At 64.6% G+C, this 13,721-nt stretch carries 14 protein-coding genes and 1 tRNA gene; 8 read left to right on the top strand and 7 right to left on the bottom strand.

Annotated features, from left to right (window positions below; translation table 11 throughout):
- Window positions 1-12 precede the first annotated feature (12 nt).
- The 8 genes from secY to rplQ are packed head-to-tail and all read left to right on the top strand — an operon-like array spanning window position 13 to window position 4,588.
- A complete protein-coding gene (gene secY / locus EPD81_RS01980; protein WP_142803749.1) occupies window positions 13-1,335 on the top strand; it encodes a preprotein translocase subunit SecY in 1,323 nt (440 codons plus the stop codon).
- A gap of 3 nt (window positions 1,336-1,338) precedes the next feature.
- Complete coding sequence (gene infA / locus EPD81_RS01975; RefSeq protein ID WP_028874977.1) at window positions 1,339-1,557, top strand: translation initiation factor IF-1; 219 nt, start codon at window positions 1,339-1,341, stop codon at window positions 1,555-1,557.
- A gap of 19 nt (window positions 1,558-1,576) precedes the next feature.
- Window positions 1,577-1,690 carry a 50S ribosomal protein L36 gene (gene rpmJ, locus EPD81_RS01970; protein WP_028874976.1) on the top strand — a complete coding sequence of 38 codons (114 nt, stop codon included), beginning with the start codon at window positions 1,577-1,579 and terminating at the stop codon, window positions 1,688-1,690.
- Between the two features lie 54 nt (window positions 1,691-1,744).
- Window positions 1,745-2,110: a 30S ribosomal protein S13 gene (rpsM, locus tag EPD81_RS01965; protein WP_142803748.1), complete on the top strand. Its 366-nt coding sequence runs from the start codon at window positions 1,745-1,747 to the stop codon at window positions 2,108-2,110.
- 12 nt (window positions 2,111-2,122) lie between these two features.
- Entirely contained in the window at window positions 2,123-2,512 is a 390-nt protein-coding gene (gene rpsK, locus EPD81_RS01960; RefSeq protein WP_142803747.1) for a 30S ribosomal protein S11, read from the top strand.
- 12 nt (window positions 2,513-2,524) lie between these two features.
- Window positions 2,525-3,154: a 30S ribosomal protein S4 gene (gene rpsD / locus EPD81_RS01955; RefSeq protein WP_142803746.1), complete on the top strand. Its 630-nt coding sequence runs from the start codon at window positions 2,525-2,527 to the stop codon at window positions 3,152-3,154.
- 36 nt (window positions 3,155-3,190) lie between these two features.
- Window positions 3,191-4,168, top strand: a complete 978-nt coding sequence (gene rpoA / locus EPD81_RS01950) for a DNA-directed RNA polymerase subunit alpha (RefSeq protein WP_142803745.1) — start codon at window positions 3,191-3,193, stop codon at window positions 4,166-4,168.
- 24 nt (window positions 4,169-4,192) lie between these two features.
- Complete coding sequence (rplQ, locus tag EPD81_RS01945) at window positions 4,193-4,588, top strand: 50S ribosomal protein L17 (RefSeq protein ID WP_142803744.1); 396 nt, start codon at window positions 4,193-4,195, stop codon at window positions 4,586-4,588.
- 64 nt (window positions 4,589-4,652) lie between these two features.
- On the opposite strand, the gene uvrA is transcribed toward rplQ, so the two are convergent.
- The 7 genes from uvrA to EPD81_RS01910 form a co-directional block, all read right to left on the bottom strand.
- Window positions 4,653-7,460, bottom strand: coding sequence for an excinuclease ABC subunit UvrA (gene uvrA / locus EPD81_RS01940; RefSeq protein WP_142803743.1), 2,808 nt, complete (start codon window positions 7,458-7,460; stop codon window positions 4,653-4,655).
- A 53-nt stretch (window positions 7,461-7,513) separates the two neighbouring features.
- Window positions 7,514-7,586: transfer RNA gene (locus tag EPD81_RS01935), tRNA-Lys, on the bottom strand.
- A 188-nt stretch (window positions 7,587-7,774) separates the two neighbouring features.
- A complete protein-coding gene (locus tag EPD81_RS01930) occupies window positions 7,775-9,199 on the bottom strand; it encodes an exonuclease domain-containing protein (protein WP_142803742.1) in 1,425 nt (474 codons plus the stop codon).
- A 4-nt stretch (window positions 9,200-9,203) separates the two neighbouring features.
- Window positions 9,204-9,398 (bottom strand): DUF3460 family protein, encoded by a 195-nt coding sequence (locus EPD81_RS01925; RefSeq protein ID WP_142803741.1) that lies wholly within the window; start codon window positions 9,396-9,398, stop codon window positions 9,204-9,206.
- A gap of 31 nt (window positions 9,399-9,429) precedes the next feature.
- Entirely contained in the window at window positions 9,430-10,890 is a 1,461-nt protein-coding gene (gene cysS, locus EPD81_RS01920) for a cysteine--tRNA ligase (RefSeq protein WP_142803740.1), read from the bottom strand.
- A gap of 42 nt (window positions 10,891-10,932) precedes the next feature.
- Entirely contained in the window at window positions 10,933-11,385 is a 453-nt protein-coding gene (gene dksA / locus EPD81_RS01915; RefSeq protein WP_142803739.1) for an RNA polymerase-binding protein DksA, read from the bottom strand.
- Window positions 11,386-11,492: 107 nt separating this feature from the next.
- Window positions 11,493-13,721 (bottom strand): bifunctional (p)ppGpp synthetase/guanosine-3',5'-bis(diphosphate) 3'-pyrophosphohydrolase, encoded by a 2,229-nt coding sequence (locus tag EPD81_RS01910; protein WP_142803738.1) that lies wholly within the window; start codon window positions 13,719-13,721, stop codon window positions 11,493-11,495.

Below are 13,721 nucleotides of genomic sequence, written 5' to 3'. Positions count from 1 at the left end.
TAGGGAAACGTCGTGGCCAAAGCGACCCAACACGCGACGGTAGGGAAATTTGCCGACCTGAAACGGCGTCTCTGGTTCTTGCTGGGGGCGCTCGTCGTTTATCGGATCGGGGCGCACATCCCTGTTCCGGGCATCGATCCGGCCAAACTTGCCCAGCTCTTCCAGACGCAAGGTGGCGGGATCCTGGGGGTGTTCAACCTCTTCTCCGGCGGGGCGTTGTCGCGCTTCACGATCTTCGCGCTCGGGATCATGCCGTACATCTCGGCATCGATCATCGTGCAGCTCATGTCCTACGCCTTCCCTGCGCTCGAGGCGCTGAAAAAAGAAGGCGAGGCGGGTCGGCGCAAGCTGACGCAGTACACGCGCTATGGTACCTTGGTGCTCGCGCTCGCGCAGGGCTTGGGAATCGCGGTCGCCCTCGAATCCCAACCCGGCTTGGTGCTCGAACCAGGATTGATGTTCCGCTTCGTCACCGTGGTGACGCTGGTGACCGGCACGATGTTCCTGATGTGGCTCGGTGAGCAGATCACCGAACGGGGTATTGGGAACGGCATTTCTCTCATCATCTTCGCCGGGATCGTCGCGGGGCTGCCCCAGGCGCTGGGCGGACTCTTCGAGCTCGTCTCGAGCGGGGCGATGCATCCTTTCTCCGCCCTCTTCGTCTGCATGCTGGTGTTGCTGGTGACGGCCTTCGTCGTCTTCGTCGAAAAAGGTCAGCGGAAAATCCTGGTCAATTACGCCAAGCGACAGGTGGGCAACAAGATCTATGGGGGTCAGAGTTCGCATCTGCCCTTGAAGCTCAACATGGCCGGTGTGATCCCGCCGATTTTCGCCTCGTCCATCATTCTTTTCCCCGCCACGCTGGCGCAGTGGTTCGGGTCGGGCGATCGCTTCATCTGGTTGAGAGACCTGGCTGGAGCGCTGTCGCCCGGGCAGCCGGTCTATATCCTGCTCTATGCCTTGGCGATCGTCTTTTTCTGTTTCTTCTACACCGCCCTCGTCTTCAATGCCAAGGAGACGGCGGAGAACCTGAAGAAGAGCGGTGCGTTCGTGCCGGGCATCCGGCCGGGCGAGCAGACGGCGAAGTATCTCGACCGCGTGTTGATGCGACTCACGCTCGCCGGGGCGATCTACATCACGCTCGTGTGCTTGATCCCCGAGTTTCTCATCCTCGAGTGGAACGTGCCCTTCTACTTCGGGGGGACGTCGCTCCTCATCATCGTGGTCGTGACGATGGATTTCATGACGCAACTGCAATCCTATGTGATGTCGCACCAATACGAGAGTTTGCTCAAGAAGGCGAATTTCACGTCTGGCGCGTTGCGGAGGAAGTAAGGAATGGCCAAGGAAGACGTCATCGAAATGCAGGGTGAGGTGATCGAGACGCTGCCCAACGCCACCTTCCGCGTGCGTCTGGAAAATGGTCACGTCATTCTCGGTTATATCTCGGGCAAGATGAGAATGCACTACATCCGCATCCTGCCCGGAGACAAGGTCACGGTGCAGCTCACTCCGTACGACCTGACGCGCGGGCGCATCGTATTCCGTTCCAAGTGAAGAATCCAGGGAGATCTCCATGAAAGTCCAAGCCTCAGTGAAGCGGATCTGCCGCAATTGCCGCATCGTGCGGCGCAAGGGCGTGGTGCGGGTCATTTGTAAAGAAGCGCGCCACAAGCAGCGTCAAGGTTGAACCTTGGGCGCGAATCTTTTATACTTGAGAATTTCGTTTTTGGGGTGATTGCAGATGGCCCGTATCGCAGGGGTGAATATCCCCAACCACAAACACACCGAGATCGCGCTCACGGCGATCTACGGCATCGGTCGTTCCCGTGCCCGCAAGATTTGCGAGGCCGCAGGCATCCAGCCATCGGCCAAGGTCAAAGATCTGACGGACGCCGAGCTCGAGCGCTTGCGCGAGGAAGTCGCCAAATACAAGGTCGAGGGCGACTTGCGGCGTGAGATCACCATGAACATCAAACGCTTGATGGACTTGGGTTGCTATCGCGGCATGCGCCATCGCCGGGGGTTGCCCGTGCGTGGACAGCGTACTCGCACGAACGCGCGTACCCGCAAGGGGCCGCCCAAGACCATCGCTGGCAAGAAGAAATGATGAGGTCACTCCATGGCTAAAACTACGACGAAGGCCCGACGTAAAGTCAAAAAGAATGTTGCGGAGGGCATCGCGCACATCCACGCGAGTTTCAACAACACGATCATCACGATCACCGATCGGCAAGGCAACGCGCTTTCCTGGGCCTCGTCCGGTTCGGCGGGTTTCAAGGGCTCGCGCAAGAGTACCCCGTTTGCCGCCCAGGTGGCGGCCGATGCGGCAGGCAAGGCAGCCCAGGAATGTGGCATCAAGAGCCTTGAAGTGCGTGTGCAAGGTCCTGGCCCAGGGCGTGAATCGTCGGTGCGGGCGCTTGCCGCGCTCGGCATCCGCATCGCCAGCATACAGGATGTAACGCCGATTCCGCACAACGGCTGCCGTCCGCCCAAGAAACGTCGGATCTAACAGGAGTCGAACGTGGCACGTAATCTCGATCCCAAGTGCCGGCAGTGCCGGCGGGAAGGCGAAAAGCTCTTCCTCAAAGGGGAAAAATGCTTCACGGACAAGTGCGCGATCGAGCGTCGCAGCTATGCACCCGGTCAGCACGGTCAAACCTCGGGGCAGCGCTTGTCCGAATACGGAAAACAGCTGCGTGAGAAGCAAAAGATCCGTCGGCTCTATGGCGTTTTGGAGATGCAGTTCCGTCGTGTCTACGCCGAAGCGGCTCGCCGTCGCGGCCAGACGGGTGAGAACCTTCTGCAACTCCTCGAAGGCAGGCTCGACAACGTCGCTTATCGCATGGGTTTCGGCGCCTCACGCGCCGAGGCGCGCCAAGTCGTGCGCCACAATGGCGTGATGGTCAACGGTCGCCGGGTCAACATTCCTTCTTACCTCGTTCGTCCGGGCGACGTGGTCGAGCTCACCGAAAAGGCCCGCGCCCAGCTCCGCGTGAAGGCTGCGTTGGAAGCGGCGGCGCAACGTGGTTTCCCCGAGTGGATCGAAGTCGACGTGCAGGCGGGCAAGGGGGTGTTCAAGGCCTATCCGCAGCGCGCCGAGCTTTCGCCCACGCTCAACGAAAACCTCGTGGTCGAACTCTACTCGCGATAAGCCCCTCGCAGCGGCGAGAAACAGAGGATAGCATCGATGTCTTTGGAAAGCCTGCTGAAACCGCGCAGCATCGACGTGGAAAATCTGTCGCCGGTGTTGGCGCGCGTCACGATGGAACCGTTCGAGCGCGGCTTCGGCCATACGTTGGGCAACGCGCTGCGGCGCGTGCTCCTGGCTGCGCTTCCCGGTAGCGCTCCTACCGAGGTGCGGATCACTGGCCTGTTGCACGAGTATTCGACGATCGAAGGGGTGCGCGAAGACGCCGTCGATTTGCTGCTCAATCTGAAAGGCGTCGTGTTTCGACTGCACGAACGTGAAGATGCGACCGTGCGCCTCGAAGCCGTGGGGCCGAAAGTGGTTCGCGCGGCCGACATCCAGTTGGGCCATGGCGTCGAAGTCATCAACGGGGATCACGTCATCGCCCACGTCGAAGAAGGCGGGCGCCTCGAGATGGAAATCCGTGTCCAACGAGGCCGAGGTTACGTTCCGGCCTCCGCGCGCAAAACCGAGGGCGATCGTGCGATCGGTCATATCCTGATGGACGCCTCCTTCAGCCCGGTGCGTCGGGTCGCCTATACCGTCGAGAGCGCCCGGGTCGAGCAGCGTACCGACCTCGATCGTCTGGTCCTCGAACTCGAGACGAACGGCTCGATCGATCCCGAAGAGGCGATTCGCTATGCCGCACGCGTGCTGGTGGACCAACTCGCCGTCTTTGCCGATCTCGAAGGACGCCAGCCCAGTGCACGCTCCGAGAGCGGCGCAGCGATCGATCCGCTGCTGTTGCGCCCCGTCGACGATCTCGAACTCACGGTCCGCTCGGCCAATTGCCTCAAGGCCGAGAACATCTACTACATCGGTGATCTGATCCAGCGCACCGAACAGGAACTCCTGAAAACCCCCAACCTCGGTCGCAAGTCGCTCAACGAGATCAAGGAAGTGCTCGCAGCGCACGGGCTGACGCTGGGGATGAAACTGGAAAACTGGCCTCCGCCCGGTTTGGAAAAACTCGGCTGACGGATAACGCACGAGGAAAGAAAAATGCGTCACGGAAACGGATATCGCAAGCTCAACCGCACGACGAGCCATCGTCAGGCGCTGATGCGCAATCTCGCCAACGCCCTGCTGCGCGAGGAAGTCATCAAGACGACTCTGCCCAAAGCCAAGGAACTGCGCCGCTTCGTCGAGCCGCTCATCACGCTGGCGAAGAAACCGACGCTGGCCAATCACCGGCTCGCCTTCGCTCGCCTGCGCGATCGTGAGATCGTGCTCAAACTCTTCAACGAGATCGGCCCGCGCGTGCAAAATCGTCCAGGTGGGTACACCCGCGTGCTGAAGTTCGGCTACCGCGATGGTGACAACGCGCCGATGGCGATCATCGAGCTCGTCGATCGGGCGGGTAGCGAAACGCAAGCCGCACCGCAAAACGCAGGCTGATCGCCCTTTCCTTTCAGGGAAGAACGATGGACGCCGCATCCATTCGAGGGTGCGGCGTCCGTTTTTATCCCGCCGAGCCGATCCGCTCGGCGAGGTAGCGTCCGGTCACGGAATCGGGATGGGCGGCGATCGCCGCGGGGGTGCCGCAAGCGACGATTCGGCCGCCTGCTTCGCCCGCTCCTGGTCCCAGGTCGATCACCCAGTCGGCATGGGCGATTACGTCGAGGTGATGTTCAATCACCACCAGGGTGTTTCCGCGATCGCGCAGCGCGAACAGCGCGGTGAGGAGCTGTTCGACGTCGACCCAGTGCAGCCCCGTGGTTGGCTCGTCGAGCACGTACAGCGTTCGTCCCGTGTCGCGGCGCATCAACTCCGCAGCCAATTTCAAGCGCTGCGCTTCTCCCCCCGAAAGCGTCGTGGCCGGTTGGTTCAAGGGTAAGTAGCCCAGCCCCAGCGACTGCAGAATCTCGAGCTTGCGCCGCAGCGTGGGGTGCGAGCCGAAGGGATGTAGCGCTTCCTCCACGGTAAGGGAGAGGGATTCGTGGATGTTCAGCCCGCGGTAGCGGATCTCCAGCGTCTCACGGTTGTACCGCTTTCCGCTGCAGGCTTCGCAGGGTAGATAGACGTCGGGCAGAAACTGCAAGTCGATGCGCCGATATCCTTCACCTTCGCATACCTCGCAGCGCCCCCCTCTCAGGTTGAAGGAAAAGCGGGCGGCGCGGTAGCCGCGCATGCGTGCTTCGGGTGTGGCGGCAAAGAGTTCGCGCAACCCATCCATGATGCCAGTATAGGTTGCCGGGTTCGAGCGCGGCGTACGGCCGATCGGCGATTGATCGACGACGATCAGCTTGTCGATCGCCTCTAGACCCGAGGCTCCCGTACACGGGGCGCGGCAGGGGCGCCCCGAGAGGTGATCGCGCAGGATGGGAACCAGCGTGTCCTCTACGAGCGAGGATTTTCCCGAACCGGAGACCCCGGTGACGACCACGAGGCATCCCAGGGGGATCTCGACGTCGATTCCCTGCAGATTGTGGGCGTGGCAGCCTTGCAGCCGTAGCGTGGGCCTGTCTTCTTCGCAAGGGAGAGAACGATGCGGCACGTGCAAGGGGCGTTGCAGATAAGGGGCGGTTCGCGAGCGCGGCGAAGCGAGCAGCGCTGACAGCGACCCGGAGACGAGAATCTCACCTCCCTCACGTCCAGCACCCGGGCCGACTTCCACTACGTGATCGGCACGGCGAATCGTCGCTTCGTCGTGTTCGACCACGACGACGGTGTTGCCCAGATCGCGCATCTCTTCGAGCGTACGCAGCAAATCGTCCTGATTGCGCGGATGTAGCCCGATGGAAGGTTCGTCGAGTACGTAGAGCACGCCGGTGAGTCCCGAGCCAACCTGACTGGCGAGCCGGATGCGCTGCGCCTCTCCGCCGGAGAGCGTGTGCGATGCGCGATCGAGACTCAGGTAGGAGAGCCCGACTTGCAGCAGGAAGCGGAGACGCGAGCGGATCGCCCCGATCGTCATCTCGGCCACGGGATGCGTTCCGCACACGGTGGCGATGCGTTCGATCGCACTCGCACAGTCCGACAAGGGAAGTGCCGTGAGCTCCGGCAGACTCATGCCCGCCACGCGTACCGCCCGGGCAAAAGGTTGCAAGCGGCTACCACCACAGGTGGGGCAGGGGCGTTCCTGCCAAGGGAGATCCAGAGCCTTCTCTCTGCGTCCCCTTTCCTCTTCGGGGTGGTGGCGCCGTTGCAGGTAGGAGACCCAGCCTTCGAAAGGATGAGACTTGAGCACCATGCGGCTGCGATCGAGCGGGTAGCGGAAAGGGATGGGTTCCTCGCCCGAACCGAAGAGTAAAACCCGTCGCACCGGTTCCGGCAGCCCGGACCACGGGGTGTCGAGGGAGAAACCATAATATGCCGCCAAATCCTCCAGAAGCCGGGCCGAGAAGGCGTTGCCGAGGTCGAGACCGGGCAATGCACCCTCGCGCAGGCTGCGCTCGGATGCTGGTAAGCGCTCCGCGTCCAGCTCCCATCGCCGCCCCGTCCCCTCGCACGTGGGGCAGGCGCCTGCCGGATGGTTGAAAGAGAAGAGCTGCGGCTCGAGCGCCGGGGCCGTGAAACCGCAGCGGGGGCACGAAGGGGTGACGACGAAAGTCAGTTCTTCCCCTTCGTCGAGATCGCGCACGAAGCAGCGTCCATGCCCCATCTTGAGCGCCAGTTCGAGCGAATCGGCGAGCCGCGCCCGCGCCTCTTCCCGTACCCTCAAGCGGTCGATCACCAGTCGAGGCGCGTCGGAGGGGGCATCTTGCAAACCATCGAGCTCGACGAATTCGCCACCGGTTTCGATGCGGGTGAACCCTTGTGCCTTCAGGGAGGCGAGCGCGGCCCGCGGTTCGGTATCGAGCACGAGGGGCGAGAGGAGGGCGATGCGTCGCTGCGGCAGAGTGTGCAATAAAGACTCGATGAAATCGCTCATCGAGCGGTGCGTCAGAGCCTCCTCGGGATGTTCGGGGCAATACGGCGTGCCCAGCCGAGCGAAGAGTACGCGCAGATAGTCGTGGATTTCGGTGAGCGTGCCCACCGTCGATCGTGGGCTGGGCGAAAGCGTCTTCTGCTCGATGGCGATCGCCGGCGAAAGCCCTTCGATCGCGTCGACTTCGGGCCTCGGCAGCTGATCGAGAAACTTGCGCGCCTGGGCGGAGAGCGATTCGACGTAGCGCCTTTGGCCTTCGGCGTAGAGCGTGTCGAAGGCGAGCGAAGATTTACCGGAGCCCGATACGCCCGTGATGACGATCAGTTTTCCTCGAGGCAGGTCGAGATCGACGTTTTTGAGGTTGTGGGTGCGCGCACCGCGAATGCGGATCAAAGCCATGGGTCGACGGCTGCGATGCGATGAAAGTGCGCACGGGAATCGCGCGTTGGAGATGGGTCGTGCAGGATTCGAACCTGCGACCAACGGATTAAAAGTCCGCTGCTCTACCGGCTGAGCTAACGACCCGTCGAAGAAGTAGCAATTATAGAAAATCTATGGGGCGGCTGTCAAGTTTTCCTCGTCACGTTCCTCTGAAGACGCAGATCGCCGTCCCTTTCGGGGAAATCGCGCTTGCCCTATACCGGGATGGCTCGAATAACCTACTGCGCGGTTGCATGGCGGTGTTGCGGTAGGGGTAGAGCCGAAAGGATCGCCTAGCTGAGCGGCTGCGGGGCCGTGGTGGCGAAGGCGTGCGCCAGGATGCGGTAGAGGTCGGGGTCGAACCGGCGGGGGCGTTCGAGCGCGGCGGTGAGTTCTTCGGGCGTGGGGTCATGGTCGAAGCGCGCGAGCAGGCACCAGCGGTCGGCGATGAGGGTCATGCGGCGCTCGCGCTCGGGGTCGTGTTCGGTGAGCCGTACCGGGCCGGCATAGGGCCAGGGGGCCGGCGGGAGGGGGGCGAGCGCGGCGCGCAGGCGCGCGTCGTGCACTTCGGGGGATTCCTTGCCGGCGCAGGCGCCGAGGCATTGCTTCATTTGGTGGGCGAGGCAGGGGCCACGGCGCAGGGGTTCCAGCCCCAGGCGCTGGGGGCAGAGGGCGTGGGCGCGGGCGATCTGGCGCAGGGCTTTTTCGGCCTGCTTGCGCTCGGGAAAAAGGCCGTGGGTATGGCCGAGCCAGTCGGCCGGATCGGTGCCAGCCAGGCTGCGATAGCCGACCACGGGGCCGCGCGGCTTGGGTTCGGGGAGCGGCTCGATCGCCCAGGCGCCGCGTTCGCGCAGTTGCCGGTTGTAGAGGGGTTTCAGCCGTTTGATGAGCTCGGCTTCGAGGAGTAGCGCTTCGAGCTCGCCGGCGGTCTCGAGCCAGTCGAGACGGCGGATCTGGCGGGCGATCTCGGCTTCCGTGCCGTGATGTTGCGCTTGGGAGAAGTGGTCGAGCACGCGGCTGCGCAGGCGTTTGCTCTTGCCGAGGTAGAGCGGCAGGTCGTTTTCCCCGTACATGAGGTAGACGCCGGGCACGTCCGGCAGGGATTCGAGCACGCCATCGGCGAGCCCCGGCGGGCGGCTGGGCCATTGCATGGCCTTGCGTTTGGCAAGCAGCAGGGTTTCCGGAGGAAACTCGCGCTGCACGAGGTCGAGGAATTGGGCGAGCACTTCGGCGTCGCCCATGGCGCGGTGGCGGGCGCTGCAGCTGAGGCCGTGGCGCTCGATCAGGCTGTCGAGACCGTGTTTGTGGTATTGGGGGTAGAGGGCGCGCGAGAGCTTGACGGTGCACAGCACCGGGGATTCGAAGGCGAACCCACAACGGCGGAAGGCTTGGCGCAGGAAGCCATAGTCGAAGCGGGCGTTGTGGGCGACGAGCACGGCGTCCGCGAGCCGCTGCAGGAGTTCGGGGGCGAGCGCCTCGAAGGGGGGGGCGTCGGCGACCATGGCGTTGGTGATGCCGACGAGCCGCTCGATGAGCGGGGGGATGGGGACGTCGGGGCGCACGAGGCTTTGCCAGCGCTCGACGAGGTGGCCGCCCTCGAAGCGCAGCAGCGCGATCTCGGTGATGCGGTCGCGCTCGGGGTGCGCGCCGGTGGTTTCCAGGTCGAGGAGGACGTAGCGCTCGGCAAGCGGGGCGGCGGTCGCGACGTCTTCGGGCATGAGTTCAGGCGTGATGGGCGGAGTCGGCGTCGTAGTAGTACGGGTACGTTGGAACCTCGGCGCGGCGGAATTGTTCCGTGAGCTCGGGATCCTGCGGTTTGTCCCACCACAGTGCCCGGCCTTTGCGGCGCTCTTCGATCTGTTCGGGGTGCTTGGCGAGCCAGTCGCGGATGAACTTGGTGTGTTCGGATTCGTACATGGGGGTGCTCCTCGTAGGGCGCTCTGTCTGTCTATGAAAGCGCACGGCGCCAGGTGGTGCCGCTCGCGGTGTCTTCGATCTGGATGCCGGCTCGCTTGAGCTCGTCGCGGATGGCGTCGGCCCGGGCGAAATCGCGGGCGCGGCGGGCGGCGGCGCGCTCGGCGATCAGCGCTTCGATGCGTTCTTCGCTGAGGGTTTCTTCCCCTTGGGCGGGCAGGCGCCGACGCCAGGATTGCGGCGTATCGGTGAGCAGCCCCAGGAGCTCGGCGGCGGCGAGGAATTCCCGCTTGCGCTCGGGGGTCGGGTCTTTGCGCAGCAGCGCGGCGGTTTCGTGCAGGAGCGCCAGCGCCTGGGGGGTGTTGAGGTCGTCGGCGAGGGCGGCGACGAACTCGGGCGCGGCGCCGAGCCCGTGCGGCAGCGCATCAGCAGTGAGCGCGGCACGTCGCTCGGGGGAGAGCTCCAGGCGTTCGGCCGCGGCCTGGGGGTCGAGCGGGGCGGCGGGAACGGATTCGGTGAGCGCGAGGGTGGTGTAGAGCCGGTCGAGCGCGTGCAGCGATTGTTCCAGTAGCTCGGGGGTGAAGTCGAGCGGTTTGCGGTAGTGGCCGGAGAGGAGCGCATAGCGCAAGACTTCGCCGGGGGTGTGTGCGAGGAGCTCGCGCACGGTGCGGAAGTTGCCCAGGGATTTGGACATCTTTTCGCCGTGAATGGTGAGGTAGCCGTTGTGCACCCAGTAGCGGGCGTAGATGTGCCCGCCGTGGGCGCAGGTGCCTTGGGCGATCTCGTTTTCGTGGTGGGGGAAGATGAGGTCCTGCCCACCGCCGTGGATGTCGATGGTCTCGCCCAGGTGGGTCTCGATCATGGCGGTGCATTCGATGTGCCAGCCGGGGCGGCCGCGCCCCCAGGGGCTGTCCCAGCCGGGAAGTTCGGGCGGGGAGGGTTTCCACAGCACGAAGTCGGCCGGGTCGCGTTTGTAGGGGGCGGGTTCGATGCGCGCGCCAGCGATGAGTTCCTCGCGCTTGCGTTTGGAGAGGATGCCGTAGTGGGGGTCGGACGGGACGTGGAAGAGCACGTGCCCTTCGGCGACGTAGGCGTGGCCCCGCGCGATGAGCCGCTCGATGAGGGCGATGATCTGGGGGATGTGGTCGGTGGCGTAGGGCTCGACCGTGGGCGGCAGCGCATTGAGCCGGGCGACGTCTTCGTGGAAGGCGCGCGCGTAGCGCTCGGCCAGTTCCCGGATGGGCACGCCTTCGGCTTGGGCCGCGGCGTTGATCTTGTCGTCGATGTCGGTGATGTTGCGGGCGTAGACGACGTTGGGGTAGAAGAGCCGCAGCAGGCGGAAGAGGGTGTCGAAGACGACCACCGGCCGGGCGTTGCCGATGTGGATGTAGTTATAGACCGTGGGGCCGCAGACGTACATCGTCACCCGAGCGGGGTCGAGCGGCTCGAAGCGGCGTTTGTCTTGCGTGAGCGTGTCGTGCAGGAATAGCGCCAACGGTCTCTCCGGCGGGGGTCGGGAACGAAAGGAGGCGGTGGCTCAGCCGCCTTGCAATTTTTCCATGCGCTCGTGCCGTTCCTGCGCTTCGAGGCAGAGGGTGGCGGTGGGGCGGGCGAGCAGTCGCCGAAGGCCGATCGGCTCGCCGGTTTCTTCGCACCAGCCGTAGGTGCCTTTCTCGATGCGCTCGAGCGCCTCGTCGATCTTCTTCATGAGCTTGCGTTCGCGGTCGCGCACGCGCAGCTCCAGCGCCTGTTCTTCCTCGATGGTGGCGCGGTCGGTCCAGTCGGGCGTGACTTCGTTCTCCTGCTGGAGCGCTTGCGTGGTTTCGGCGGCTTTTTCCAGCAGCTTGCGCTTTTCTTCGAGCAGGAGATGCTTGAAGAATTTGAGCTGGCGCGGCGACATGTATTCCTCTTCGGGCATGGCCAGCAGCTCCTCCACCGTGGGGATGTCGTCGTCTTCGAGGGTTTCTTGCGTCATGCTGGTCGTATTCATCGTTCCTCTCCGGTGTGCCTCGGGTGGTGTCGGGCGTGGGGATTGTAATGGGCTTGGCGCGGCTTGGGAAGAGTGGAGGGGCGTAAGCGTGATCGCTCGGCTTGGGTTCAGGTGCGCTGGAGTCCTTTCTGGGCGTCGAGGTCGCGCTGTAGGCGCACGACTTCGGGCACGCGGCGGATCGCGCGCATGATGCGGGCGAGGTGGATGCGGTCGGCGACTTGGAGGGTGAAGGAGATGGCGAGATATAGTCCCTGATGGGCTTCCATCTGTACGGCGAGGATGTGCCCGTGCTCGGCGGCGATTCCCGCGGTGATGCGCGCGAGCATGCCGACGGCGTCGCGGGCGAGCACGCGCAGGCCCACTTCGAAGCGGGTGGTTTCGGGGCGGTTGGGGTCCCAGTCGACGTCGATCCAGCGCCGCTCGCCACCCTGGCGGCGCAGGCGGGGGCAGTCGTGGCGATGGATCTCCAGCCCTTGCCCTTTGCTGAGGAGGCCGACGATGGGGTCGCCGGGCAGGGGATGGCAGCAGCGGGCGAAAACGACGGCTTGGCCCTCGTCGCCGCGGATGAGCACGGGGCCGGAGGCACGGGGTTTGAGGACGCCGGGACGGCCGGATTCGAGGTCTTGCGCGTGGGTGAGCTCTTCGGCGATCTGCGCCGGGTTGAGGTGCCCCAGGCCGATGTCTTCGAGGAGTTGTTTCTTGCTGCGGCCGGTGTGCTGGCGCAGGAGGCGGTCCCAGGCGAAGACGCTGATCTGCCCCAGCGTGAGGCCGCGCGGGCGCAGCGCCTGGTCGAGCAGGCGCTCGCCGAGCGAGACGGCCTGCTCGTTTTTCTGGTGGCGCAGGAAGTGGCGGATCTCGGCGCGGGCCTTGGCGGTGCGCACGTAGTTGAGCCAGGCGGGGTTGGGGCTGGGGTAGGAGGAGGTGATGATCTCGACTCGGTCGCCGTTGGCGAGCTCGGTGCGCAGCGGCATGAGTTCGCCGTTGATGCGGCAGGCGATGCAGCGGTGGCCGACGTCGGTGTGGATGGCGTAGGCGAAGTCGACGGGGGTGGCGCCGCGCGGCAGGGCGAAGATCTCGCCGCGGGGGGAGAAGACGAAGACTTCGTCCGGGTAGAGGTCGATCTTGAAGCTTTCCAGAAAGTCGCGCGCTTCGGGGTCGTTCGATTGCAGCTGTACGAGCGATTGCAGCCAGGCGTGGGTCTGGCGCTCGAAGGCGTCGACGCGCTCGCCGGCGTCTTTGTAGATCCAGTGGGCGGCCACGCCGTCTTCGGCGAGCCGGTGCTGGGTTTGGGTGCGTACCTGGATTTCGACGGGAATGCCCTGCGGGCCGATGACGGTGGTGTGCAGCGACTGGTAGCCGTTGGGCTTGGGCAGCGCGAGGTAGTCCTTGAACTTGCCGGGCACCGGCTTGAAGGCGGCGTGCAGCGCGCCGATGGCGAGGTAGCAGCTCTTTTCGTCGGGCACGACGACGCGAAAGCCGAAGAGGTCGAGAATCTGCTCGAAGCGCAGATGCTTGCTGCGCATTTTCTGATAGATGGAATAGAGGTGCTTGCGCCGGCTGCTGATCTGGGCTTCTACCCCCCAGACGACGAGCTGGCGTTCGATGAGCGCGCGGCTCTTGTCGAGGAGTTCGTCGCGCGTTCCGAGCGCGGCTTCGACGGAGTGGGCGAGCACGGCGTATCGCCAGGGATGGCGGTGCTGGAAGGCGAGATCTTGCAGTTCGCGATAGAGGGTGTTGAGCCCGAGCCGGTTGGCGATGGGGGCGTAGATCTCGAGCGTTTCCTGGGCGATGCGGCGGCGCTTGGCCGGGGCGACGGCGCCCAGCGTGCGCATGTTGTGGGTGCGGTCGGCCAGCTTGATGAGGATGACGCGCAGGTCGCGCGCCATGGCGAGCAGCATCTTGCGGAAGTTTTCCGCCTGGTTGTCCTCGAGGCTCTGGCTTTCGAGCCGCTCGATCTTGGTGAGGCCGTCGACGAGCTCGGCGGTGACCGGGCCGAAGCGGTGGGCAAGCTCGCTCTTGCGGATGTGCGCGTCTTCCATCACGTCGTGCAAGAGCGCGGCGGCAATGGCGGAAGCATCGAGCTTCCAGTCGGCCACCAGGGAGGCGACGGCGATGGGATGCGTGACGTAGGGTTCGCCGCTCGCACGCTTCTGGCCTTGGTGCGACCAGGCGGCGAAGCGGGCGGCGTCGTCGATGCGTTCGACTTCGGCGGAGGGGAGATAGCCGAGGAGCTTCTCGCGCAGGGCGCCGTAGGACGGCGGCAGCTCCACGGAAACGAAGGGTTCGCGCGCCGCGGAGCTCTCGTCGGGGGGGGAGAGGATCTCGGCGGCGGGCAT

The sequence above is a fragment of the Tepidiphilus sp. J10 genome, assembly GCF_006980785.1.
Lineage (GTDB): Bacteria > Pseudomonadota > Gammaproteobacteria > Burkholderiales > Rhodocyclaceae > Tepidiphilus > Tepidiphilus olei.
Note: the sequence above shows the minus strand (reverse complement) of the source record. Positions and strands in the feature narration are given on the sequence as shown.